A 25,709-nucleotide genomic window follows, 5' to 3' on the forward strand; every position below is an offset into this window, starting at 1 on the left:
TGCTGAATCGCCCCGAATACAGTGATGAAATTGCTGACTTGGTTGAAGCTTTGAACCGGGGACGAAAGCAGGTTGCCGAGTTTGCTTTGGCAAAAGAGTCCTATGAAGACCAGTTAGAGCATCAGGCAAATTTCGACATGCTGACAAATTTGCCTAACCGTCGCCATATTGAATATCACCTGAAAAATGAAATGCTTAACCAGCAGGAAAACGCCGAATACTCGAAGCTGGCAATCTTTTTTATTGACCTGGATGGTTTTAAAGAGGTGAATGACAGCCTGGGGCATAGTACAGGCGATAAGATTCTGCTGGATAGTGCTTCCCGCTTGAAGAAGTTGATCACTCGCTACGGAGGTTATGTGGCCCGTTTTGGTGGCGATGAGTTCATCGCTTGCTTTCAGTGCAACACTCGCGCAGATGCTGAGGATGTTGCTGATAAAACGATATTGGCCTTTAAAGAAAACTTTGTCTTAAGTGACTCGCAGCTTCAATTAGGTTGTAGTATCGGGGTCGTGCTTTACCCTGAAGATGGCGAGAATACTGAAGATTTGATTCGTCGTGCAGATACCGCGATGTATAAAGCCAAAGAAGCAGGCCGTAATACCTTTGCATTCTTTGACGAGTCAATGATGTATAACATCGTGTTGCACAATACGATTAAGAGTAAATTGAAAGATGCGATCGTTAATAATCAACTAGAGCTCTATTTTCAGCCTTTGATTGATTTGCGCGATATGAGTATTACCGGTTTCGAAGCCTTATTACGCTGGGAAGATGAAGACCTGGGTAAGGTTAGGCCGGACTTGTTTATTCCGGTTGCCGAAAAAACCGGTCAGATATTTGATATCGACATCTGGGTATTTGAACATGCCATTGCGCAGGTTAAAGAGTGGCGCAGTGATTTCAATGAAGAATTTATCGTTGCTATCAACTTTAGCCCAACTAACTTTCACCATCGCGAGTTATCTGACTGGACGCATAATCACCAGGTATTTTTGCAAACCTTGGATTGGGTGGAGCTGGAAGTAACAGAACGTTTGATGTTGGACGACGACCCTGTTGTGATGAAGGGTATTAAGCAGCTACTTAAGTCAGGGCTTAAATTCAGTATTGATGACTTTGGTACAGGTTATTCGTCTCTTGGTTATATCAAAAAATTCAGCCATATCCTGTCAAAGATTAAAATTGACCGTATGTTTGTCAATGAGTTAATTAACAACAGCTCTGATCAAGCACTGGTCAAGAGTATCATTACCTTAGCTGATAGCTTATCTATCGAGGTCTTGGCTGAAGGTATCGAGTCTAAGAAGCAGGAAGAGTCATTAATCGGGCTTGGTTGTGATTATGCTCAAGGCTTTTTCTATTCTAAGCCAATCCCAGCACCCGAAATCCCGGCCTTCATTCGAAAGTGGCAACAGACACCGCATATTGTCAGCTCAAGCTCTTAGAAAGAAAAAAGCTTCGGGTACCTAAACAGGTTTTTGTCATCAATTAGCTTGATATGACATACTCTCGTTTTTCTTGGCGAAGCAAAATTGATCTTAAGGCAGGTGGCGCGATGAAAGGGGTTTTCCTTGATGTAGCAAGTATGGGAGATGGTCTGGACCTGAGTGATATCGAGTCTTCATTTAGCCAATATCAATCTTATGATACGACGGAATCAGCGAATGTCTGTGAACGAATAAAAGGCTTTGAGGTGGTCGTTGTCAATAAAGTGCTATTGGGGAAGAAAGAAATAACAAGTAACCCCAGCCTAAAGCTGATAGCCGTTACGGCGACAGGGACGAACAATATTGACTTGCAAGCGGCTAAAGAGGCCGGTGTTAGGGTCTGTAATGTCACACAGTATGGGCGCCCGGCTATTGTTCAGCATACCTTTTCTTTGTTGCTGGCACTAACAAACCGTTTATTGGATTACGCTAAAGATGTTCAAGATGGACGCTGGTGTACAAGTCCGATTTTTTGTTTGATGGACTACCCTATTGTTGAACTGGAAGGCAAGACGCTTGGCCTGCTCGGTTATGGTGACCTTGGACAGGGTGTTGCAAAAATGGCCGAAGGCTTTGGCATGAAGGTTATACTGGCAGCTCGTTCCGGTCAAAGCTTGGAAAGTGTTGATGGCTATCCTCGCTTGGCTTTGGAAGAGCTATTGCCGCAAGTTGATGTCTTATCTATTCATTGCCTGCTGAGTGATGAAACTACAAATCTAATCGATGCCAATGCCCTGTCTAAAATGAAGCCTTCGGCCTATTTATTAAATCTTGCTCGAGGTGGCATTGTGGATGAAAACGCTTTGGCCGAGGCATTGAAAGAACGCCGCTTGGCCGGCGCAGCAACAGATGTCTTATCCGTTGAACCGCCTAAGGGTGGAAATGTACTACTGGATAGAGAAATTCCAAACTTAATTGTTACCCCTCATTGTGCTTGGGCGAGTAAAGAGGCGCGTCAGCGCTTGTTGGACAAAGCTGCCGCAAATATTAGAAGATTTGCCGAGGGAGAACCCCAGGCTTACATTGTTTAGTTAATTTGAATCAAGAGGGCGCGACTTTAACGATGAGCACAGTATGGCTACAAAAAGAACTTGAGCTTCAAGCCCGCTCCCGCGGTTTTCATCTGATCACTCGGGAAATTGAGCAAGCCTTACCTGAGCTCAATACGATTTCAATAGGTCTAGCGAACCTGTTTATTCAACATACCTCAGCATCACTCACATTAAATGAAAATGCAGACCCGGATGTCCGCAGTGATATGGAAAAGCACTTTAATAAGTTTGTGCCGGAAAATGCACCCTATTATGATCATATACTCGAGGGTTCTGACGATATGCCCGCTCATATCAAAGCCTCGCTGCTAGGCTGCTCTTTAACTATTCCGATTAACTCGGGAAGGTTCTCGATGGGTGCGTGGCAAGGGATTTATCTTGGGGAGCATAGAAATCAAGCTGGTTCACGTAAGTTAGTAGTCACTATGCAGGGTCAGACTTAACTATGGTTAAAAAATAGACTACTTATTCTGTCCAACTTCAGCTAACATGTGTGCACTTAAATTTGAGGCGCAAGTTGTGATTATGAGCAAAGTGGTGGACAAAACGGGCGATCAGCCAGTTGATAATAAGCGGGTGGAAACCCTGGAACATAGTTTAGACGAGTTGCTAAATACCTTAACTCACGGGCTAGGTGTGCTATTAAGCATTGCGGGTTTATTTGTCTTGTTAATCGCTGCAATTCCAATGGATGATGTATGGAGAGTCGCCAGTTTTAGTATATTTGGCTTGAGTCTAACGGCTTTATACTTAGCTTCGACGCTTTATCATGCCGAGCGATGCCCGGTTAAAAAAGATAAGCTGAAGATGTTCGATCACTGTGCTATTTACCTCCTGATTGCAGGTTCTTATACACCCTACCTCATGGTGAGTATGAGAGAAGTCGGTGGTTGGGGCTTATTAGCCCTTGTTTGGGGCATTGCATTTTTCGGTATCTTCTTGAAAATACGTTTCAAGCATCGGTTTTCACTTTTGCGCGTCGCGAGCTATCTGCTTATGGGTTGGTTGGTGATTCTAAGTGCTGAGGATTTGCTCGCATCAGTACCGGAAGGAGGAGTGTTTTTACTCGCTTTGGGCGGAATAATCTATACTCTTGGTGTTGTCTTCTATTTGGTCGAACGAATTCCCTATAACCATGCAATCTGGCATCTGTTTGTACTGGGGGGCAGTATTTGTCATTTCTTCAGTGTTTATTACTACGTTTTGCCACCTCAGGTCGCTGTATAATTAAACTTCGGGCTGGTCAGAGATAACTTTTATTAGACTGTCGTCACGGTTTTGTTGCTGCCATTGATCAAAGTAGATTAAGTCCTCCAATGGCAGACGTTCTCGCCACCCCTTGCTTTCGAGTTCGGGCTTCACTTTAAATTCAGAGACATAGCCCATACATAGGTAGGCGACAGGTACGACATGTTCGGGAATGCCTAAAATTGCTTTTACTCTGTCCTGATCAAAGATACTAACCCAGCCAATACCTACATTCTCAGCGCGTGCTGCCAGCCATAAGTTCTGAACGGCACAGACGGTGCTGTTTAAGTCCATGCTTTTTATATGTGTGCGGCCTAGCACAACAGGGCCGCCGCGTTGACGGTCACAGGTGACGACAAGGTTAAGCGGTGAGTCTAAAATTCCTTCGAGCTTCAGAGACTGATACAGGGGCTTCTTGTTGTCCGGAAACATTTCCATTGCTTCGTTATTGGCATCAGTAAAAGCCTCTTGTACTTGTTGTCGAACTGTTTTTGAGCGAACTAACATAAAGTTCCAGGGCTGCATAAAGCCAACCGAGGGCGCATGATGTGCGGCTTTCAATATGCGGGCCAAGACCTCATCCGGAATCGGGTCGGGCTTGAATTCTCCTCTGACATCACGTCGATTAAAAATGGTTTTATAGAGCGCTTCGCGTTCATCGTGCGTAAAGTTTACAGTCTGGTCTTCGGCGGACATTGAAAAAATACTCTATTTGTTACGCTCAGAAATTGACCTTCGAGGCCTGGTTTTTATAAACGAATCAAAGGCATTTTTGCTGGCAACTTGGGCAACACACTGCCGGATTCGTTCAATGCTCGTTTTATCCAAATGATCAACAAGGCCGACTCGTAGCATGGCAAAATCGTTGTTCACAGATATAAGGCGCAAGAGAATACCTGCTTTTGCGAAGAACTCATAGAGTTCGCTGAGATAAGATGGGCTACCTTGGAAGCTAATAAACAGGCCTCTATCAGCTAATAGTTTGAGCGCTTTGTTGTGAACCAAGGGCGCAAATAAGCTTTGGATTTCTTGGGCGCTCTTTTGGATGCGCTTTCGGCTGGCATGTTGCCAGTATCGATCGGGCAGGGCCTTGCTTAATATGTGCATAGCTGGGCCGTTGAGTGGCCAAGGGTTGCTCGGAAACTGTATGCGAGAGAGACTTTTAGGTGAGCCAAATATGAAGCCGGCCCGAATACCGCCTAAGCCGAAGAATTTGCCGCAAGATCTCAGTACTAAAATGTTATCGGGCAGGGGTGGGCGTGAGAGTAGGCTGGCTTTAGGTGTTAGATCGATAAATGCTTCGTCCACGATCAGCATTGCGTCAGTTCCGAGCATGGCAGCCCAGGAGAACAGGCTCTCTAGAGGAATCATGAGCCCGCTTGGATTATTCGGGTTGATAATAAGTAAATGCTGTTGTGAGTTAGCTTCAATCAGCCGCTCAATCATGGCGTCAGCTTTGGATAAGATGCAGGCATCGTAAAAACTAATCTCAGCGCCTTTGTTTGTCCACGCACACTGATGCTCTTGGTAACCCAGGGACGGCAAGATCACAGGAAGATCTGCTAATAGCAAAGGCAGTTGTTGAATAATCTCTTGAGTACCAGCAAGTGAGCGGTAGGCATGCGGGCCATAATAGCCTTCGACTGTTTTCCTGAATTCCGGGCTAGGGTAAGGCAATCTAGAGAATACGGTTGCCGGAATGTCATCGCAAGGATAAGTGATCGGGTTAAGGCCGGTTGACAGATCCACCCAATCTGATTCGGGAATGTTATAGCGAATCGAGGCGCTGACTAAGTCGCCACCATGGACAATATGTGTTTGTTGCGTTGTCATCCTGGGGCCTAATAGAAACGAATCAGAAAGAAGTAGCCTTCAAGAAAAATAAGTGCAGCACACCAAAGAATTAGACTGCGTTTAATCAGCTTGAGCGCTTCTTGAATGCTTTGCGCACAAGCCGCTTGACCATGTTTAGGGCCAAGCGTAGATCGCTGTTCAAGTGTTTCGTCATAGCAGGCGCTACCGCCTAGTTTTAATTCAAGTGCACCAGCTCCAGCAGCCATGACTGGGCCTGCATTGGGGCTCTTCCATAATTTACCTTGTGTTTTCCAGCATTGAAAAGCGCTGCGTGTTTGCCCGCATAGCGCATAACTAAGTGCAGTCAGTCGAGCCGGAAGGTAGTTCATTACATCATCAAGGCGAGCAGCAGCCCACCCGAAGTCCTTGTAGCGAGTGTTCTTATAGCCCCACATAGCATCGAGAGTATTCACCAGGCGGAAAAGAACAACGCCCGGTATGCCGCCAACAATAAACCAGAAAATAGTGCTAAAGATTGCGTCAGCACCATTTTCGAGTACAGACTCTGTACTGGCGCTTGCGACGTCTTCGGGCGTTAAATGCTTGGTGTCACGACTAACAATTCGAGCGACTTTCTTCCGAGCTTCACCTAGATGCCTTTTGGTTAAAGGTTCAATAATCGCTTCAGCATGTTCTTTGAGGCTTTGCCAACCTAGCGCTGTATATAAGACGAACGAGGCAAAGGCGACGTGAGCGATCGGTTCGCTGAGTGTAAGTAACTCCAAATAGAAAGCGAGTAGAACGGTAGGCACTAATAGGAATGTCAGTGCAATGATGCCTTTAAGCCGTTTGCCGGACCCGCTATTTAACTTGTGCTCAAGGTCGGTGGCGAGATTGCCAAAGCCAACGAGAGGATGAAAGTGCTTGGCTTCGCCAAAGACCTTATCGAGGAACAAGGCCAATAAGAGGCAAATTGAAAAGTACATGTGTTATTTCCTTGTTATATTTATTGGCAGGCAACGAGAACTAGCAGGGTGATGCATTCGAGTATCTCGATCATGGCGCCGGCTGTATCACCTGTGCACCCTTTAAGCCGCTTCATCATGCGAGAGCGCAAGTAGTAGAAACTTAAGCAGCTTACGAATAGCAGGGGGATGATGACTGCCCAGCCTAGAAAGTAGCAGGAAGCGAGCATGAGGATGATAGAACCAAGCCAAACTTGGTGATCTTGCTTGTGCTCGGCAATTGCACTTCCTAAACCGCTTTTTCGTGCATAGGGTGTGGTAACAAATAGCAGGCTGGCGCTGATGCGAGCAAATACCAGGGGCCAGATAAGCAGCCAAATATCCTGATTGATGATTAGCTCAATAGTTAAGAGCTTCAAAAGCATTAATAAAACAGTCGCTGCAATAGCAATTGGGCCAGATGTTGGATCTTTCAGAAGTCGCAGAGTTCTTTCTTTTGAGCCAAGCCCACCCATCCAGGCATCAGCACTGTCGGCAAAACCGTCGAGATGTAGAGCGCCGGTAAGCACTACCCATAGCGTTAAGATTAGAGCCGCACTTAGAAGTGTTGGAAAAACAAAGCTCAAAAGTAATGATGCTGAGCACAAGATTATACCCAGCAATAGACCAACAAGTGGATACCAGCTGAGTGATGCGCCTATCTCTTTCTCAGTCGGAGCAGATTGCTGGCCAACAGGGATTGCACTCAAGAATTGAAGGGCAATGATCGCCGCTTTAATTTGATTAGCAGCGGGTGTTTCTCGTTGGCTCACAAAAAATGCTCCGTGTGTAGCAGGCGATTATGGCAGCTCAAATTACTGACTGACGCCAGCCTGATCAAAGGTTGCCATTTGGGCATGAAGCAGACAGGCAGACTGTAAGAGGGGCGCAGCGACGGCGGCACCACTAGCTTCGCCCAGCCGCATACCTAGACTCAGCAAGGGTTCGGCTTCAAGTGTTTGCAATAGGTGTTTATGACCGGCTTCTTCTGAACAGTGAGAGAAAAACAACCAGGGACGAATAGAGGGGTTAATTCGCGTTGCTACTAAGGCTGCTGCCGAGCTGATAAAACCGTCTACCAAAACGCTAATACCCAGTTGAGCGCAGCGAATATAGGCGCCAACCAGTCCGGCAATTTCAAAGCCGCCAAGCTTGGCCAATAGTTCGCTTGCTGTCGTATCACTGGTTTTGTGAAGGTCTAAGCCTTGTTGTACAGCCTTGAGCTTTCGCTGGATACCTTCGTCATCAATACCCGTTCCTCTTCCGATGAGCTGCTCCACAGGTAAGTCAGTCAAGCCTGCTGTTAAAGCGGAAGCGCTGGTGGTATTACCTATGCCCATCTCACCACCAATAAACAGCTCGATACCCAACTCTTTTGCTTGTGATGCTGATTGAGCCCCGGCTTCTAGTGCTTGGCTTAGTTGTTCCTCGCTCATCGCGCTTTGCTGGCAGAAGTTCGCGGTGCCGGCAGTAATACGCTGGTCAGTCACGCTATCTAAGGGAGCGAGTTCATTGACTGTGCCTAGGTTAATTACGCCGAAATCAGCATTCAATTGGCGAGCTAATACGGTAATCGCGGCACCGCCAGCGGCAAAGTTTTTTACCATCTCACCTGTCACGATTTGAGGGAAGGCCGAAACACCTTCATCAACAACACCGTGGTCTGCAGCAAAAATACGGATCATGATCTTGTCTATAGTGGGTACTTCCTTGCCTTGTAAGCCAGCAAATTTGATTGCTAGCGATTCCAGCTGGCCTAATGAACCGGGTGGCTTGGTTAGTTGCCCCTGACGAGTACTTGCCGCTGTTTGGGCTTCCAGATTAATTGCTTGAGCAGCGTCATTAAGCCATTGCATAGGAGGTATCCTGATATAAAATTAAGTGTCTATTGTCTTAGTTGCTGTTTCTTGGTGATTAGCCCCGGCTAACAACAATATTCGGGAAGGCTCGTTTTGGGTCGAGTGCTTTCTGCGAAATTGCTGCCGAAACCTTGCGCGCTATATCCCTATATAAGTGAGACACTTCGCTATCAGGCTCTGCCACAACGGTTGGTTGGCCTGCATCGGTTTGTTCACGAATGGTTTTGTGTAAGGGCATCTCCCCAAGTACTTCGGTCTGATAAGTCTGTGCGATACGTGCACCGCCACCTTCACCAAACAAGGGTTCATGGTGGCCGCATTCACTACAAATGTGAGTGCTCATGTTCTCGATTACGCCGAGTACATCAATGTCTACTTTGCGGAACATCTCGATGCCTTTTTTGCAGTCAAGCAAGGCAATATCTTGAGGTGTGGTGACAATAACGGAGCCGGTTACAGGGATTTTCTGCGCCAAGGTGAGTTGGATGTCACCCGTGCCTGGTGGCATATCGATAATCAGGTAGTCCAGGTTGTTCCATAGGCTTTGCGTGGCTAGTTGCATCAAAGCACCGCTAACTTTGGGGCCGCGCCAAACCATGGGGGTGTTATTATCTACAAGAAAGGCCATCGACATTGCCTGTATGCCATGAGCCTCGATAGGCACAAAGAACTTTTCTTCTTCAGTTTCAGGGCGTTGGCCTTCTGGAATGCCCAGCATCATACCTACGCTTGGGCCGTAAATATCAGCATCAAGAATACCAACAGTTGCGCCCTCTTGAGCGAGTGCCAGTGCCAGGTTAACTGAACTGGTGCTTTTACCAACACCACCTTTGCCAGACGCTACCACAATGACGTTTTTGACGCGTTCGAAAGCAGGAACCTGGCCTTGCGCTTTATGCGCCTTTATTTTGAAAGAGACAGATATATCGACACTTTCGACGCCATCAACAAACTCCAGGTTGCTCGTAAGTATCTGCTGCATTGCGCCTAAAGTACCTTTGCAGGCGTAAGGCATTTCAATATCGAGCTTTACTTGCTTATTGTCGTAAGTAAGGGACTTGATGGCCTCCAAGGAAAACAAATCTTTGTTTAGATAAGGGTCATTAAAGCCTTTAATCGCATCTTCTAGCTCGCGCTGATTAACTGATGACATGTTGCTACCATTGCTAAGGTTCTTGAAAGAAAGGCGCATTATAAAGAATAAATAGCACGAAAGGGCAGGGCTAATTTCTGTCTCTTGAGGATATAATCTTAAGCGTCCTGGTTTGGAAACAAACTTTACCACGATATCAGGATGAAAAATGTCCAATAGATAGGTATGATAGCGCGGTTTTTACTCCCGAATTGTTTTGATTGTCCAGTGAGTTCTTATTTCCAACTTACGTGGGCAATTGTTTATCTACAAGAGAAGAGAATTCAGTGCGAAAAATTCTGGTAACCAGTGCCCTTCCTTACGCTAACGGCCCGATTCACCTGGGTCATTTGTTGGAATATATTCAGACCGATATCTGGACTCGTTTCCAGAAATCACGTGGTGAGCAATGTACCTATGTTTGTGCAGATGATGCACACGGTACAGCCATTATGCTGCGTGCCGAGAAGGAAGGCATCACGCCAGAGCAGCTGATAGATAAAACAAAAGCGGAGCATCAGCAGGACTTTGCTGATTTCCAGATTCATTTTGATAACTATCACTCCACCCACTCCGAAGAAAATAAAGCTCTTTCTTCTTCTATCTACGAGGCGTGTGCCGCTAACGGCAAGATTGCCACGCGTAGCATTACCCAGGCTTTTGACCCTGAGAAGAATCTATTTCTCGCTGATCGCTACGTAAAAGGTACTTGCCCTAAATGTAAGGCAGAAGATCAGTACGGTGATAACTGCGAAGTCTGTGCAGCGACCTATATGCCGATGGAGCTGATTGACCCTAAGTCAGTAATCTCCGGTGCGACACCGATTGAAAAAGAATCTGAACACTTCTTTTTCAAATTACCTGATTTTTCGGACTTCCTTAAAGAGTGGACGCGTAGTGGTGCCTTACAGCCACAAATTGCTAACAAGCTAGCGGAGTGGTTGGATTCAGGTCTGCAAGAATGGGATATCAGCCGCGATGCGCCTTACTTCGGTTTCGAGATTCCAAATCAGCCAGGTAAATTCTTCTACGTATGGCTGGATGCGCCGATCGGTTATATGGCGAGTTTCAAAAATTTGTGTGATAAGACAGAGGGTTTGGACTTCGACGAATATTGGAAGGCAGGTTCAGATACCGAGCTTTATCATTTTATCGGTAAAGATATCGTTAATTTCCATGCTTTATTTTGGCCAGCAATGCTGAGCTGCGCGGGTTATCGTACACCGAATGCGGTGCATGCTCATGGCTTCGTTACCGTAAATGGTAAGAAGATGTCCAAGTCACGAGGCACATTTATTAAAGCGCGTACTTATTTAGAGCACCTAAACCCTGAATACCTGCGTTATTACTTTGCGGCCAAATTGACTAATGCGGTCGATGATCTGGACTTGAATCTGGAAGATTTTGCGCAACGTGTTAATTCTGACTTGGTCGGTAAGGTTGTGAATATTGCCAGCCGTTGTGCCGGTTTTATTACTAAGCGTTTTGATGGCAAGTTAGCAGCGAGTTGTGAAGAAACCGAGCTGCTTCAGAAGTTTATCTATGCAGGTGACGAGATTGCAGCTTTCTACGAAGGTCGAGAGTTTGGTAAGGCGATTCGTAAGATTATGGAGCTTGCTGACCTGGCAAATCAGTATATCGATGAAAAGGCACCTTGGGTGATTGCCAAGGAAGAAGGCAAAGAAGCTGAGCTACAGCAAATTTGCTCCAATGGTATCAATATGTTCCGCCAGCTGATGACCTATTTAGCGCCAGTGCTACCGGGTATGACTGAAAAGGCGCAAGGCTTCTTAAACATTGAATTGAACTGGGATGCGCGTACCGAGCTATTGTTAGATCATCAAATCAACAAGTTTAAGCCGATGATGACGCGTGTCGAAATGGATAAGGTCAATAAGATGGTTGAAGCTTCTAAAGAAGCTGCGGCGGCAGAAATGCAGCTAGGAAAGAAAGAAGAGAAGCCAGTTGAAGAAAGTGATTTGCCTGGTGGTGAGGCAATTGCGCCAGAAATTGAGTTTGATGATTTTGCCAAAGTGGATTTACGCGTTGCATTGATTAAGAACGCAGAGCATGTTGAAGGGGCTAAAAAGCTACTGAAACTTACTTTGGATTTGGGAACAGAGCAAAAGCAAGTATTCTCTGGTATCAAGTCGGCTTATCAGCCAGAAGATTTGATTGGCAAGCTAACGGTTATGGTAGCGAACCTTAAACCTCGTAAGATGAAGTTTGGTATGTCGGAAGGCATGGTATTGGCTGCAGGCCCTGGTGGCAAAGATATCTGGTTGCTTGAGCCTCATTCCGGTGCACAGCCAGGCATGAGAATCATGTAGTTGGGTTTGTGGCACTAAAAAGGATAATAACGGGTCTCAATTTTAGAGAGAAATGAATGACTGAATATTTGCTAATTCTTGTCAGTACGATTCTGGTGAATAACTTTGTACTGGTTCAGTTTCTGGGGTTATGCCCGTTTATGGGGGTATCCAACAAGCTGGAAACAGCGATGGGGATGTCCTTGGCGACAACCTTCGTCCTGACTCTGTCTTCAGTATGCAGTTATTTGGCCTTTACCTACTTATTACAGCCGCTAGGTTTGGAGTACTTGCAGACCATTACCTTTATTTTGGTGATTGCTGTGGTCGTGCAGTTTACCGAGATGGTTGTTCGTAAAACCAGCCCCTTACTCTATCGAGTACTTGGGATCTTTCTGCCGCTGATTACCACTAACTGTGCAGTATTGGGTGTGGCGCTGTTAAACATTAAAAAGCAGAACGGCTTTGTTGAGTCGATTATGTATGGCTTTGGTGCCGCGCTTGGTTTTTCCTTAGTGCTCATCCTATTTTCAGCAATGCGAGAACGTATTGCTGTGGCTGATGTGCCAACGCCTTTTAAAGGTTCAGCTATTGGTATGATCACGGCGGGGCTGATGTCTCTCGCTTTTATGGGCTTTACTGGTTTGGTGAATATCTAGATGAGTATTGTTATTACCGCCATTGTCGCGCTATTAGCGCTAGCTGTTGTTTTTGGCGCATTACTGGGTTTTGCTTCCGTCAGGTTTAAAGTTGATGGCAACCCAATCGTTGATCAGATCGACGGTTTATTACCTCAGACTCAATGTGGCCAATGTGGTCACCCAGGTTGCCGACCTTATGCTGAGGGTATTGCTGCGGGCGAAGATATCAACAAATGTCCTCCCGGTGGCGAAGCGACTATTCAGGCCCTGGCCGATTTATTAGACGTTGAACCGATGGCCTTGGATGCTGAGCACGGTGAAGAAAAAGCCAAGCAGGTCGCAGTAATTCGTGAAGATGAGTGCATAGGCTGCACTAAGTGTATCCAGGCGTGTCCTATCGATGCGATTTTAGGGGCGGCTAAGCACATGCATACAGTTATTGAATCTGAATGTACTGGGTGTGATTTGTGTGTAGAGCCTTGCCCGGTAGATTGTATCGATATGGTGCCAGTAGATAAGGGGCTATCAGCATGGCATTGGGACTTACCCAAGCCTGTACATATTATTGCTACGGATAAGTCTCAGCCTGTGGAGGTGCAGTCTGTATGAGTGCCATGACACAGAACAATACACAGATCATTGCCACGAGTGGACGTTCCTTATCAGACTTTCATGGTGGTATTCACCCGGCGGAAATGAAGTCGCTATCGAGCGAGACAGCGATTACTGAGGCGGGCATTCCGCCACTACTTGTTTTACCTTTACAGCAACATATTGGTCAAGCCTCCAAGGTCTTGGTTGAAGTGGGTCAACAAGTAAAAAAAGGCCAGTTATTGGCTGAAGCAGACGGTTATATCAGTGTCGGCTTGCATGCACCCAGCTCAGGTGTGGTAGAAAGTATTGCTGAGCAAGTTGTGGCGCACCCTTCTGGTAATTCAGATTTATGTATTACCTTGAAGACAGACGGCCAGGACCAGTGGTGTGAATTGGATGCGAGTGAGGATTACTTATCTCTGGATGCTGACACAATAAGAGCGAAAGTTCGTGCTGCAGGGATTGCCGGAATGGGCGGAGCTGGTTTCCCAAGTGATGTGAAGCTTAACCCTCCAAAAGGTGCAGACATTTCTACGCTTATTCTGAATGCGGCAGAGTGTGAACCCTACATTACCTCAGACGACAGATTGATGCGTGAGCGGGCTGATCAACTTGTTGAAGGGCTTCGATTGCTGATCAAAGTGCTTCAGCCGAAAGAGTGTTTGATTGGTATTGAGGATAATAAACCTGAAGCGATTCGTTCTCTTCAGCAAGCTTTGGCGAGTATTGAAACCGGCAACTGCACCATTGAAGTTTGTGTTGTGCCAACCAAGTACCCCTCCGGTGGTGAAAAACAGCTGATAAAAATCCTTACCGGGAAGGAAGTGCCGAGTGCTAAGATTCCTGCGGATATTGGTGTGGTTTGTCACAACGTAGGTACAGTCGTTGCAATGTATCGTGCCGTGCGCTTTGGTGAGCCGCTTATTTCACGGATTACGACCTTAACCGGGCAGCAAATAGGCAAACGTGGCAATGTCGAAGTGCTTCTGGGGACGCCGATTAGTTGGCTATTGAGTCAGTATGATTACAAGCCGGCCAAATACGAACGCCTGATAATGGGTGGTCCGATGATGGGCTTCAATCTAGTAGATACTGATGTGCCCGTCGTGAAAACCACTAACTGTATTCTGGCTCCTGATCTAAAAGAAATGCCTTTGCCTGAGCCGGCTCAAGCCTGTATTCGTTGTGGCTTGTGTGCTGAAGCCTGCCCTGCAGAGCTTTTGCCTCAGCAGCTGTATTGGTTTGCGCGCGGGCAGGAATATGAAAAGGCAGAGCATCACAATTTGTTCGATTGTATTGAGTGTGGTGCTTGTTCCTTTGTTTGCCCAAGTTCGATTCCTCTTGTTCAGTATTATCGTCATGCTAAAGGTGAAATTAAGCAGCAGCGCGCTGATCAGTTGAAGTCGGATCAGGCGCGCGAGCGTTTTGAAGCACGTCAAGAGCGTCTCGATCGTGAAGCGGCTGAAAAAGCGGCGAAGCGTAAAGCCAGAGCCGAAGCCGCTGCGAAAGCGCAAGCAGAGAAAAAGGCTCAGGCTGCTGCGGCCCCAGAGAAAGCGCCAGAGATAGATGCCAAGAAAGCGGCGGTTGCGGAAGCTTTGGCTAGAGCGGAAGCAAAGAAAGCTAAGGAAGTTGCAGAAGCAATAGAGCAAAGCCCGGAAGAGTTAAAAACTGCCTGGGATAAGGCGCAATCGAAACTGGATAAGATGCTCGATGCACTTGAATCGGCAAAAGAAAATAATCCTGAGCAAGTAGAGAAATTAACCCGAGCTGTAGAAAAGAACCAAATGCGAGTTAACCAGGCTAAGCAAGCCTGGGAAAAAGCAAACTCAGAACCTGCGATGCAAAGTGAAGAAGCGGGTGAGGCTAAGGGCATAGATCAAGCTGCTGTAGATGAGTTGCAGCTAGCATTTGAGAAAGCCGAATCTAAGTTGGCAAAAATGCAAGATGCACTTGCAAATGCTCAGCCCGAGCAGGTAGAGAAACTAACCCGTGCTGTCGACAAGAACAAAGTGCGTGTTGAGCAAGCCAAACAGGCATTCGAGGAGGCACAACAGGCATTAGCTTCGACTCAGTCAGGCTCACAAGAAAGTGAAAAGGAAGAACTGCCTGATCTGGATGCTTTGAGTCTAGCTGTGGAAAAGGCGGAATCAAAGCTAATGAAGATGGAAGACGCTTTAGCAAATGCTCAACCAGAGCAAGTCGAGAAATTAACCCGTGCCGTTGATAAAAACAAGCAGCGGGTAAAAGTCGCTCAAGATGAACTGAATAGTGCGCGCGCTAAAGTAGGCGATGTGCAGAAATCACAAGAGAATGGTAACTAAGATGGCATTGTTGACGCTCACTTCACCGCATGCGAAAGGTTCTAATCGAACTGCAAACATGATGCGCTGGGTCATCGGCTTGACTATTCCCGGCCTGATTGCACAGACGATTTTTTTCGGCTGGGGCAACTTGCACAATGTTCTTTGGTGCAGCGTGGTGGCGATTGTTTGCGAAATCTTGATTCTGAAGATTCGTAAGCGCCCTGTTATGTTTTACCTTAACGACTACAGTGCGCTTGTAACAGCAGTGTTGCTGGGGATTGCTCTGCCTCCTTTTGCGCCTTGGTGGGTATCTTTGGTAGCGACAGCATTTGCTATTGTTTTTGCCAAGCACTTATACGGAGGAATGGGGTATAACCCCTTTAACCCGGCAATGGTGGGTTATGCTTTGGTGCTGGTATCTTTTCCTGTAGCGATGACGACCAATTGGGCAACACCGCAGACTTTATTGGACTCTCCAGCAACGCTGGGAGCAACGCTTGATGCAATATGGGGTGGTACCATAGCAGATGGTTATAGTGGGGCGACGCCTTTGGATGTCTATAAGCATGAAATTGCACACTCTACTGCGGATGTCGTTCTGCAAAATCCGGTATTTGGTGCCGGATTTTCCTTGGGTTGGGAATGGGTAAATCTGATGTTCCTGGCAGGTGGCCTGGTGTTACTTGTGAAAAAGATCATACCTTGGCAGACGCCTTTGGGAGTAATCCTTGGCTTGGCCTTGCCAGCGCTTGTCTTGGGCTATGATGCAGACCAGTTCGCACCGCTTAGCCTGCATATGCTGTCTGGTGCGACCATGCTGGGAGCTTTCTTTATAGCAACGGATCCCGTTACCTCATGTACCACGACTCGTGGCCGTTTGATTTTTGGTATTGGTATCGGTTTACTGACCTATATTATTCGCGTTTATGGTGCATACCCTGATGCCTTTGCTTTCGCTGTGCTATTGATGAATTTTGCAGCACCCCTGATTGATGTTTATACGCAGCCAAGAACTTATGGCTATGAGTCGGCAAAACGCGGCGCCAAGCAGAAAGAGGAGGCTTAAGAGATGACTGATAAGCTTAATCCAACTGACGAACGAGAAGAGCTGGGCGAACCGCTTTCTGAAACGATAGACACCCTGGGCTTGTCGATACTTCGGTCTGCGTGGGGGCTGGGTTTGTTCGCAATTATTACTGCCGGTTTAATTGCCTTTACCCAACAGGGGACGAAAGAGAAAATTGCAGAGCAGGTGAAGCAAGCAAGGTCAAAGGCCTTATTGCAGATTGTGCCACTTTCTGAGTTCGATAATGAATTACTCGATGATGCCTTTACACTAGCTCCATCTGAAGCCTTGGGGACTATTGAACCAGTAGAGGCATTCATCGCTTTAAAAGATCAGCTTCCTACCCACCTAATATTGCCTGTTGTGGCGCCTGATGGATATACAGGCCCTATACGTTTGATTATGAGTATTGATATGTCGGGGGAGCTTAAGGGTGTGAGAGTGATAGAGCATAAAGAGACGCCGGGCTTAGGTGATAAAATCGACTTGAAGAAGTCTGATTGGGTTTTATCCTTCAACGGCAAGTCTTTGGCGAACTTGACTGAAACTCAGTGGCAAGTGAAGAAAGATGGTGGAGACTTTGATCAGTTAACAGGTGCAACCATTACACCTCGTGCGATAGTCAGTGCGGTGCATAAAGCGCTGATCTACTTTAGTGAGAACAAAGATCGGATTCTGGATCAGGCAATGAGTTCTAAGTCGGGAACTGATACTGCAGCAGGTGAGGCACAATAATGGCAGCAGCAGAAAATAGCGCAGATTTAATACCGGAACAAAGCGAAGGTGCGAAGCAAAGCTTTGTTAGCAGTGGCGAGTTCAACAAACTAGTTAAGAATGGCTTGTGGGACAATAACCCAGCCTTGGTTCAGCTACTGGGTTTGTGCCCTTTATTGGCTGTAACCGGCACAGTAGTTAATGCTTTAGGTTTGGGGTTGGCGACAACCTTGGTTTTGCTTGGGTCTAATGTATCGGTCTCGTTGATTCGAAACTATGTGAGAGATTCAGTCAGACTACCTGCTTTTGTGATGATTATTGCTTCGCTAGTGACTTGTGCTGAGTTATTGATGCAAGCCTTCACTTATGAATTGTATGAAATTCTTGGAATCTTTATCCCATTAATCGTGACTAACTGCGCAATCTTAGGTCGAGCCGATGCATATGCATGTAAGAACCCTGTATTGCCAGCCGCAACAGATGGTTTGATGATGGGAGTAGGCTTTACCGTGGTATTGGTATTGCTGGGCGCCATGCGTGAACTCATTGGTCAAGGAACCCTGTTTACCGGAATGAACCTGATCTTTGGTGATATGGCTCTGGCTTGGGAAATTCAGGTTTTCGAAGATTACCCTAACTTCCTGTTTGCTATTTTGCCTCCGGGAGCGTTTGTTGGAATGGGTTTAATCATTGCGCTGAAGAATATCATTGATCAACGTGCAGCGGCAGCAAAAGCGAAAACTGAAACAAAGAAAGAAAAGGGCAGTAAGCGGGTTCGTGTAACCGGCAAGATTGCTTAGCCTATAACGGGGAAGGTGCTTAGATAGTGCAGTTGACACGACACAGCATTTCAGCTGTATCGTGCGTACTCTATCAACTTAAGCGGTAAATCGCTTCAGGCCTTTCATTAGACCGTCAGTAATATTCGAAAACTCATCTTTTGCTTTCTTAACGACAAGCTCAGAAATTGCTGCAGTTTCTTGATGTTTGCTTTCTTCTTCAGCGCTTACTTGATAAGCAGGAAGACATTCTTGCATTGCTTTGGCAGCCTCAGAACGGGGCTTTAGTCCATACCATTCACAGATCTTCTCTACAGATAAACGGAAAGCTTGTTCCTCGCCGTGGACGGCTATGGAGATAGTGGTGCGTTTTATTTCATCTTCCCAAGGTACGTTAATACGCAGCTCAAAAACATCAGCCGGCGCACGCCCTTTTCGTTTAACGACAATGCGGCGTAAACCTCGGATCGTGCCTTTTTCGCGAATATGATATTCGGTAGAGAGTGCTTGCTGCAAACCGTAAGCTTTCTGGGCTTTGGCAAAGCGAGCGTCGATTTCCTGGGCTTTGGAATACGCAGCTTTGCGACTGCGTTTGATACGGACATACTCTTGGTGTTCTTTACCTCCCCATGCTCGAAAGACTCGGAAGTAAGATAATTCGCCGTACTGGTGATCATAAATTGCCATATACTGCCCCCTCCTTGTAGGGCTCGTCCTTTGTGAACGTATCTATTCGCTTCAACATCAATATTTTGCTGAATAGATCACATTTCGTTAGAGTTCGCACTCCGATAAAATCACAAGCACAATATATAACATTAATATGAAATTAGGGAGACACTTGTCATGAAATACAGCATTTATTTATCTGGTGAAATTCATAGTGATTGGCGTGAGCGGATTGTTGCGGGTTTAGCATCAAACGGCTTGGATGTAGACGTTTATTCTCCAGTTACCAATCATGAAGCCAGTGATGAGGTTGGTGTTCGTATTCTTGGAGAGGAAGATAACAACTTTTGGAAAGACCACAAAGCAGCAAAAATTAACGCCTTACGTACGATGACCCTGATTGAAAAATCTGACATTGTTGTGGTGCGTTTTGGTGAAAAATACAAGCAGTGGAATGCAGCATTCGACGCCGGTATTGCGATTGGTCAGGGTAAGCCGATTATTGTGATGCATGCGCCAGAACTGACGCATCCTTTGAAAGAAATTGACGGTGCAGCGATGGCGGTGACCGAAACGCCGGAACAAGTAGTTGAAATTTTGAAGTATATCAACCAATAGTCGGGCTAATCTCGCTACAAGGCGGCGTGTTTTACGTTATAATGCCGCTCTTTTGTTTCTCACTCTATAAGAATCTGGTGGTACGATCGTGTCTAACGAGACCCAAGCAAACGAAGTCGGTGCAGGTGCGCCTGACGTTAAAACTTTTCAGGGGCTGATTCTGGCCCTGCAAAACTTCTGGGCGAGTAAGGGCTGTGTAGTCCTGCAGCCGCTTGATATGGAAGTTGGAGCAGGTACTTTTCACCCGGCTACTTTCTTGCGCTCAATAGGGCCCGAGACCTGGAATGCCGCCTATGTTCAGCCAAGTCGACGACCTACAGATGGTCGCTATGGCGAGAACCCGAACCGTTTGCAGCATTACTATCAATTCCAGGTGGTGATGAAGCCTTCACCCCTGAATATTCAGGAACTCTATCTTGAATCATTAGCGGCGATGGGTATTGATACCACTGTCCACGATATTCGATTTGTAGAGGATAACTGGGAATCTCCTACACTAGGCGCCTGGGGTTTGGGTTGGGAAGTCTGGTTGAATGGTATGGAGGTAACTCAGTTCACCTACTTCCAACAGGTTGGCGGGCTCGAATGTTACCCGGTAACCGGTGAAATTACCTACGGTTTGGAACGTATCGCGATGTACCTTCAGGGTGTGGATAGCGTTTATGACTTAATCTGGGCGCATGGGCCAGATGGTGATGTGACCTATGGCGATGTTTTCCACCAGAACGAAGTGGAAATGTCGACTTACAACTTTGAGCACGCCAATACTGATGCGCTTTTTGCACAGTTTGATACCTGTGAAGCTGAAAGTCAGAAGATGATTGACCAGGGTTTGCCATTACCAGCGTATGAGTTGGTGCTTAAGGCTTCCCACACATTTAACATGCTGGATGCCCGCCATGCGATCTCGGTCACTGAACGTCAGCGCTATATACTGCGTGTTCGAGGCTTGGCACGATCCGTTGCCCAGGCATATTTTGATAGTCGTAAAGAATTAGGCTTCCCTCTGGCTCCTGAAGGGATTCGTGAAGAAGTCCTTGCCAGCTTAGAAAACGCTGGTTCAAAGTCGGACAAAGGAGGCAAGAAATAATGTCTACGCAAGATTTTCTCGTTGAAATCGGGACTGAAGAACTTCCACCGAAAGCACTGAAGAAGCTCTCGGACTCCTTTACCAGTGGTATCGAAGCAGGCTTAAAAGATGCGGCTTTGAACTATGCTGAGGTAAAGGCTTTCGCTAGCCCCAGACGTTTAGCTGTTCGAGTTAAAGGTTTGGACGTGCAGCAAGCTGATAAGTCAGTTGAAAAGAAAGGCCCGTCAAAGAAAGCCGCTTATGATGCTGAAGGGAATCCTTCTCGCGCCTTGACTGGTTTTACCGGCTCGTTAGGTATTAAGCCTGAAGACCTAGAAGAAATGGAAACGCCGAAAGGAACATGGTTAGTTTACCGCTCGCTAGAGAAAGGTCAGGAAACCAAATCTTTGTTGAATGACATTGTTGCCCAGTCATTGAACAAGTTGCCTATTCCTAAGCGTATGCGTTGGGGAGCTCAAAAGGTTGAGTTCGTTCGACCGCTGCAGTGGGTATTGATGATTTTCGGTGATGAGGTTGTAGAAGGCAGTATTCTGGATATTCCAGCTGGTCGAAAGACTCGCGGTCACCGCTTCCATAGTCAGGGTGAGATTGAAATTACTAAAGCAGATGACTACGAAGTTCTATTGTTAGAGCTAGGCAAAGTGATTGCAGATTATGATCAGCGTAAGGAAAAGGTTCGTCAGGGTGTGACGGCTGCTGCTGAAGGTATTGGTGGTGTGGCTGTGATTGATGAAGACTTGTTGGACGAAGTCGCGTCTCTAAATGAGTGGCCCGTACCTTTAGTCGGCCGCTTCGACGAGCGCTTTTTGGAGGTGCCGACAGAAGCACTGATTTCTTCGATGAAAGAGCATCAGAAGTATTTCCATGCTTTGGATAAGAATGGCGAGATGCTACCAAACTTCATCACGCTAGCGAATATCGAAAGTAAGGACCCTCAGCAGGTAATTCAGGGTAACGAGCGTGTTATTCGTCCTCGCCTGGCAGACGCGGCCTTCTTCTTTGAAACGGATAAGAAGTCCACTTTGGCCTCGCGTCGTGAGCAGTTAAAGAAAATTGTCTTCCAGAGTAAATTGGGAACGGTTTACGATAAAACTGAACGTGTATCAAAGCTAGCTGCGAAGATTGGCGCAGCAATTGGTGGCAATGCGTCCGATGCAGAGCGTGCAGGAGAGCTAGCTAAATCTGACCTGGTGACAGAAATGGTTCTAGAGTTCTCTGATTTACAGGGAACCATGGGTTATCATTATGCTGTGCACGATGGAGAATCTAAAGAAGTTGCTTTAGCGTTGAATGAGCAGTACATGCCTAAGTTTGCGGGCGACAGCTTGCCGACCACAAAAACGGGTTGTGCACTTTCTATTGCTGAGAAACTTGATTCACTGGTTGGTCTATTTGGTATCAATCAGCCTCCAACGGGTACTAAAGACCCATTTGCCTTGCGCCGTGCTTCTTTAGGTGTGCTTCGAATCATTGTTGAAGAGCAATTGGATCTTGATCTGGTTGACCTAATTAATTGGTCGCTAGAGCAATACGAAGGCTTGGAAAACAATAGTGTCCAAGAAGACTTATTGAACTACATGTTGGAACGTTTCCGTGCCTGGTATCAGGATGAAAATGTATCTGCTGAAGTCTTCTTAGCGGTTAACGCTCGTAGGCCTACACGTCCGGTCGACTTTGATCAGCGCATCAAAGCGGTTAGCAACTTTTTGGGCCTCGAAGCGGCTTCAGCCTTATCGGCAGCCAATAAGCGTGTTTCCAATATTCTGGCGAAGAATAAGGGCGAGTTGGCAGATCAGGTCGACCAGAGTAAGCTGATTGAGCAAGCTGAAAAGGATTTGGCAGCTCAGGTAGATAGCCTAGCAAAAACTGTAACGCCATTGTTTGACCAAGGTAACTACCAAGCTGCTTTGACTGAGCTATCAAGTCTTCAAAAAGTTGTTGACCAGTTCTTTGAAGATGTCATGGTTATGGCCGATGATGAAGCGTTGAAGAATAATCGCTTAGCCTTGTTGAGTCAGCTGCGCGAGCTATTCCTGCGAGTGGCAGATATTTCGCTGCTTTCTAAGTAGCACCTAAGCACTAAGTTAGGCTTTCCCTTCTTGCTAGCAAAGCACTGCTCATTCGAGTGGTGCTTTTTTGTTTCTGGTCTTAATCTCTTGCAGAGGTTTTTTCTTCGCGCTTGATTAAGCTTGTGCTAACCCTCTAGTGGGCCACAGAACAACTGAAAGAATATTGGCAGCTGACTAATTCAACAAACCTACTTCTTTGTAGTAGCGAACTGCTCCGGCATGTAAGGGGGCTGATAAGCCTTCTTTAACCATTTTGGTCTTATCGAGAGCATGGAATGCAGGGTGAAGTTTTTTAAACTCGAGGAAATTTTCAAATACTGACTTGGTTAACTGGTAGATAACCTCGTCGGGTGTATCTTTAGAGCTTACTAGTGTCGCACCTACGCCAAATGATTTTATTTCATTTGGGTTGCCTCGGTACATACCAGCCGGAATGGTGACTTCGTGATAATATGCGTTGTCAGTGACTAGCTGATTAACTTCGGAACCTTCAACATCAATAAGAATGCTATCGCAATCTGAGGTCGCAGCTTTAATCGAGGCGCTAGGATGCCCAGCCATAAAAATCATGGCATCAAACTGCTTGTCGCATAGTGCTTTTGATTGATCTGAGGAGCTGAGTTCAGATACTTGTGAAAAAAGGCTGCTTCCCCAGCCGAGTGCCTGCATGAGAATTTCCATAGTGGCACGATGACCAGAGCCTTTATTACCTATATTAATTCGTTTACCTTTCAGGTCATTTAAAGTTTGGATGCCCGAATCTTTTCGTGCGACGACAGTAAATGGCTCGGAGTAAATAGAAAATACTGAGCGTAACGCTGGGTCTCTGCCTTCTGAGGAAAATACTTCACTGCCTTGTACTGCGTGATATTGCCAGTCGGACTGAACAACTGCCATATCCAAGTCCAGTTCTCTGACTTTTCGTAAGTTGTACAATGATCCCTGGGTGCTTTCAACGCCACAGCGTATACCGTGCTCGGAACGTTGACGATTGATCATCCTGCATACTGCGCCGCCTGTTGGATAATACACTCCGGTGACACCACCGGTACCGACAATCATATAGTGCTTGTCACGAGCAAGGCTGAGCTCGGAACTGCCGAAAAGAAAGACGAAAATACAAAGCTTAGCCAGCTTCAATTTGCCGAACAAACTCAAAGTTTTTGACCTACGACCTAGCATACGTTTCCTTATTGAAGCTGCTTGTATCAGCACCTTACCCTTTTCATTGAAGAATAATCTTTTTGGAAAAGATTTTCTACACGATATTGTTGTGAAAGAGAAAAACAGAATTATGCTGTTACACTTATTGAAGGCCCTTAACAAGCAGTTTCTTTTCGCTATGAATAAGCTGATTCAACCGATATTTTTGCTGATGAATCGATTAACTTACCGTGGTAAGTTTATGTTGATCTCATCGGTTTTCGCGATCCCCTTGGCTCTGTTCGCAGTGCAGTTGGCAGTTAGTGCTCATCAGCAACTAGAGCAGGCTCAGCACACACGCTCTGGTTTTAACTACCTTCGCCAATCAACAGAACTTATCGAAGACTTGGAAACGATACGAGATATGACTGTTGTTATATCTCGGAAGAGTGACTCTTTCTTGGTTTCAAGGCTCGATAGTGTTAAGAAGCGGGCATATGGTCGTATTATGGATCTAAGCCAAAAGTTAAATTCTAAAGTTAGTAGTAAGTACTTACTAAGCCTTAAGGATAAGTTTGAAAAGGACGGCTTTATTCGTGGAAGTGAGGCGGGAAGAGTTGATAAGATTTATGAGGAGGCCCATATTATGGTTGGTCAGGCCTATAGCTGGAGAAGGCAAGTTTCTTACCTGTATGCCTCAAGCGGCCAAAGTGATATTTTATCCTTCGTTAACCTCCTCAATGAGAGTGAAGAATACACTTATGCTTTAGGTCTGGTCAGAATGTTTGGTAGCCTGTATCTAGGGCAGGCGTTTGTGGAGTCACATGGTGCTGATGCGATGGAGGCAGCGTATCAAAACTTGTCTAAGTTGATTGATGATGTTGATGTAAAGGAGCAAGCCTATGCCGATATATTTAGAGATAACCCTTCTATTGACTTATTAGGTGTTAAATCGGCTTTGGTTCAGGCTAAAGGTCTACTTTCACAGCATTTGATAGAGTCGTTTTCTCCTAAGGGTGACCCGCAAGAGTTCTACGCTAAGTTAAGCGACTTATATCACTTAGTATACGCGCACAATAAGCTTATTTTATCGGTGACTGACCGCGTACTGGCGAACAATCACCAGGAGAGTATCGCGCGCTTATCCTTGTTCTATATTAGCGTCGCTTTCTTCTCCTTGGTCTTGCTGTACTTGTCAGTTGGTTTATATAAGTCTGTTAGCTCTGCTATAGGTGAGTTAACAGGCGCAGCTGGTCGGGTTGCCATTGGAAATTATGATCAATCGATTGAGATTAGCACTCATGATGAATTGCTGACGGTTGCTCAAGCAATGGAACATATGCGTCTAAGCATTAAGGAGCGTGAAGAACGCTTGGAACTAATGAGCCAGATTGATGGTTTGACTCAACTTTATAACCGGCCATTCTTTGATCAAGCAATGGATATATCCTTGGCTAATAGTCGCCGAAACATGACGCCGCTTACCTTGGTTATGATGGATATCGATCATTTTAAAAAGGTAAATGATACCTATGGCCACCAGGCGGGTGATGAGTGTTTAAAACTGATTGCTCGCTTAATGAAGAAACAGTATCAGCGACAAACAGATATAGTGGCTCGTTATGGTGGTGAAGAATTCATTGCGATTCTCTACGGTCAGACTCAAGAGGAGGCCCTATTGCAAACCGAGAAACTTCGAAGGGCAATTGAAGACGCAAATATGACTTATCAAGGCAAAACAATACCGATGACTGCAAGTTTTGGCTTGGCAAGCATGGCACCACCAGAGTGGCAGAAAGGTGAATCATTGGTGGGGTTTGCTGATAGTGCTTTGTACCAGGCAAAAGAAAGTGGCCGGAATCGTATTTGTATCGGAGGTCAGTCAGGTGGCCATGAGACTCAAAATACCGCTTGATAAGGTTCTATAAGACCTAAGGCCGATCTTTTATAGCTGATCAGCTACAGTAACCTGATTTCTTCCTTGACTTTTTGCCTGGTAAAGGGCTTTGTCAGCCTGTTTTACCAGATCTTGCCAGGCTTCCACTCTGGATTCCACGACACCAATACTGACGGTTAGCACGCCTTTGTCTGATTCAATGTGAGGGATTTGTAATGCCTCGATAGCTGCCCTGACT

Annotated in this window: 24 protein-coding genes; 15 read left to right on the forward strand and 9 right to left on the reverse strand. The window is 46.1% G+C overall.

The window, feature by feature from the left end; genetic code table 11:
• From A3766_RS12940 to A3766_RS12955, 4 genes are all read left to right on the forward strand, one after another.
• Positions 1-1,448 (forward strand): bifunctional diguanylate cyclase/phosphodiesterase (locus A3766_RS12940; RefSeq protein ID WP_156508893.1); only part of this gene is annotated, 1,448 nt, incomplete at its 5' end.
• Positions 1,449-1,558: 110 nt separating this feature from the next.
• Positions 1,559-2,521 carry an NAD(P)-dependent oxidoreductase gene (locus tag A3766_RS12945; RefSeq protein WP_068508633.1) on the forward strand — a complete coding sequence of 321 codons (963 nt, stop codon included), beginning with the start codon at positions 1,559-1,561 and terminating at the stop codon, positions 2,519-2,521.
• A 32-nt stretch (positions 2,522-2,553) separates the two neighbouring features.
• Complete coding sequence (locus A3766_RS12950; RefSeq protein ID WP_068552815.1) at positions 2,554-2,985, forward strand: secondary thiamine-phosphate synthase enzyme YjbQ; 432 nt, start codon at positions 2,554-2,556, stop codon at positions 2,983-2,985.
• A gap of 82 nt (positions 2,986-3,067) precedes the next feature.
• Positions 3,068-3,769: a hemolysin III family protein gene (locus tag A3766_RS12955; protein ID WP_082865041.1), complete on the forward strand. Its 702-nt coding sequence runs from the start codon at positions 3,068-3,070 to the stop codon at positions 3,767-3,769.
• Here the strand turns inward: A3766_RS12955 and bluB are convergent, their stop codons facing one another.
• The 6 genes from bluB to apbC are packed head-to-tail and all read right to left on the reverse strand — an operon-like array spanning position 3,770 to position 9,600.
• Positions 3,770-4,486, reverse strand: coding sequence for a 5,6-dimethylbenzimidazole synthase (gene bluB, locus A3766_RS12960; RefSeq protein ID WP_068552817.1), 717 nt, complete (start codon positions 4,484-4,486; stop codon positions 3,770-3,772).
• A gap of 12 nt (positions 4,487-4,498) precedes the next feature.
• The gene (locus A3766_RS12965) at positions 4,499-5,623 is read right to left on the reverse strand and encodes an aminotransferase class I/II-fold pyridoxal phosphate-dependent enzyme (protein ID WP_068552818.1); all 1,125 of its coding nucleotides are present in this window, start codon (positions 5,621-5,623) and stop codon (positions 4,499-4,501) included.
• 8 nt (positions 5,624-5,631) lie between these two features.
• Complete coding sequence (gene cbiB / locus A3766_RS12970) at positions 5,632-6,570, reverse strand: adenosylcobinamide-phosphate synthase CbiB (protein ID WP_068552820.1); 939 nt, start codon at positions 6,568-6,570, stop codon at positions 5,632-5,634.
• A gap of 20 nt (positions 6,571-6,590) precedes the next feature.
• Complete coding sequence (locus A3766_RS12975) at positions 6,591-7,361, reverse strand: adenosylcobinamide-GDP ribazoletransferase (RefSeq protein WP_197470230.1); 771 nt, start codon at positions 7,359-7,361, stop codon at positions 6,591-6,593.
• A 42-nt stretch (positions 7,362-7,403) separates the two neighbouring features.
• Positions 7,404-8,444 carry a nicotinate-nucleotide--dimethylbenzimidazole phosphoribosyltransferase gene (cobT, locus tag A3766_RS12980; protein ID WP_068553739.1) on the reverse strand — a complete coding sequence of 347 codons (1,041 nt, stop codon included), beginning with the start codon at positions 8,442-8,444 and terminating at the stop codon, positions 7,404-7,406.
• Positions 8,445-8,502: 58 nt separating this feature from the next.
• Complete coding sequence (gene apbC / locus A3766_RS12985) at positions 8,503-9,600, reverse strand: iron-sulfur cluster carrier protein ApbC (protein WP_068509003.1); 1,098 nt, start codon at positions 9,598-9,600, stop codon at positions 8,503-8,505.
• A gap of 266 nt (positions 9,601-9,866) precedes the next feature.
• Between apbC and metG the strand changes: the two genes are divergently transcribed.
• The 7 genes from metG to A3766_RS13020 are packed head-to-tail and all read left to right on the forward strand — an operon-like array spanning position 9,867 to position 18,006.
• A complete protein-coding gene (gene metG, locus A3766_RS12990; RefSeq protein ID WP_156490485.1) occupies positions 9,867-11,909 on the forward strand; it encodes a methionine--tRNA ligase in 2,043 nt (680 codons plus the stop codon).
• 56 nt (positions 11,910-11,965) lie between these two features.
• Positions 11,966-12,547 (forward strand): electron transport complex subunit RsxA, encoded by a 582-nt coding sequence (gene rsxA / locus A3766_RS12995; protein WP_068512022.1) that lies wholly within the window; start codon positions 11,966-11,968, stop codon positions 12,545-12,547.
• Positions 12,548-13,138: an electron transport complex subunit RsxB gene (gene rsxB, locus A3766_RS13000; RefSeq protein ID WP_068512026.1), complete on the forward strand. Its 591-nt coding sequence runs from the start codon at positions 12,548-12,550 to the stop codon at positions 13,136-13,138.
• Positions 13,135-15,444, forward strand: coding sequence for an electron transport complex subunit RsxC (gene rsxC, locus A3766_RS13005; RefSeq protein ID WP_231872230.1), 2,310 nt, complete (start codon positions 13,135-13,137; stop codon positions 15,442-15,444). The genes rsxB and rsxC overlap by 4 nt, the downstream gene beginning before the upstream one ends.
• Position 15,445: 1 nt before the next feature.
• Positions 15,446-16,492 (forward strand): electron transport complex subunit RsxD, encoded by a 1,047-nt coding sequence (rsxD, locus tag A3766_RS13010; protein WP_068512028.1) that lies wholly within the window; start codon positions 15,446-15,448, stop codon positions 16,490-16,492.
• A gap of 3 nt (positions 16,493-16,495) precedes the next feature.
• A complete protein-coding gene (gene rsxG / locus A3766_RS13015; protein WP_082865009.1) occupies positions 16,496-17,227 on the forward strand; it encodes an electron transport complex subunit RsxG in 732 nt (243 codons plus the stop codon).
• Complete coding sequence (locus A3766_RS13020; RefSeq protein WP_082865008.1) at positions 17,227-18,006, forward strand: electron transport complex subunit E; 780 nt, start codon at positions 17,227-17,229, stop codon at positions 18,004-18,006. The genes rsxG and A3766_RS13020 overlap by 1 nt, the downstream gene beginning before the upstream one ends.
• A gap of 78 nt (positions 18,007-18,084) precedes the next feature.
• Here A3766_RS13020 and A3766_RS13025 read toward each other — a convergent pair whose 3' ends face one another.
• Positions 18,085-18,672 (reverse strand): hypothetical protein, encoded by a 588-nt coding sequence (locus tag A3766_RS13025; RefSeq protein WP_068634512.1) that lies wholly within the window; start codon positions 18,670-18,672, stop codon positions 18,085-18,087.
• A 159-nt stretch (positions 18,673-18,831) separates the two neighbouring features.
• Between A3766_RS13025 and A3766_RS13030 the strand changes: the two genes are divergently transcribed.
• From A3766_RS13030 to glyS, 3 genes are all read left to right on the forward strand, one after another.
• Entirely contained in the window at positions 18,832-19,272 is a 441-nt protein-coding gene (locus A3766_RS13030; RefSeq protein WP_068634511.1) for a YtoQ family protein, read from the forward strand.
• A gap of 88 nt (positions 19,273-19,360) precedes the next feature.
• Positions 19,361-20,362: a glycine--tRNA ligase subunit alpha gene (gene glyQ, locus A3766_RS13035; protein WP_082865010.1), complete on the forward strand. Its 1,002-nt coding sequence runs from the start codon at positions 19,361-19,363 to the stop codon at positions 20,360-20,362.
• Positions 20,362-22,431 (forward strand): glycine--tRNA ligase subunit beta, encoded by a 2,070-nt coding sequence (glyS, locus tag A3766_RS13040; RefSeq protein ID WP_068512038.1) that lies wholly within the window; start codon positions 20,362-20,364, stop codon positions 22,429-22,431. Before glyQ ends, glyS begins: the two co-directional genes overlap by 1 nt.
• Positions 22,432-22,605: 174 nt before the next feature.
• Here glyS and A3766_RS13045 read toward each other — a convergent pair whose 3' ends face one another.
• Positions 22,606-23,613 (reverse strand): TAXI family TRAP transporter solute-binding subunit, encoded by a 1,008-nt coding sequence (locus A3766_RS13045; RefSeq protein WP_068512041.1) that lies wholly within the window; start codon positions 23,611-23,613, stop codon positions 22,606-22,608.
• Positions 23,614-23,773: 160 nt separating this feature from the next.
• Here A3766_RS13045 and A3766_RS13050 point away from each other — a divergent pair, with 160 nt between their 5' ends.
• Positions 23,774-25,489 (forward strand): GGDEF domain-containing protein, encoded by a 1,716-nt coding sequence (locus A3766_RS13050; protein WP_197479563.1) that lies wholly within the window; start codon positions 23,774-23,776, stop codon positions 25,487-25,489.
• Positions 25,490-25,519: 30 nt separating this feature from the next.
• On the opposite strand, the gene A3766_RS13055 is transcribed toward A3766_RS13050, so the two are convergent.
• Positions 25,520-25,709, reverse strand: a 190-nt coding sequence (locus tag A3766_RS13055) for a diguanylate cyclase (protein WP_156508894.1), incomplete at its 5' end; no start/stop codon positions are given.

The sequence above is a fragment of the Oleiphilus sp. HI0132 genome, from assembly GCF_001635845.1.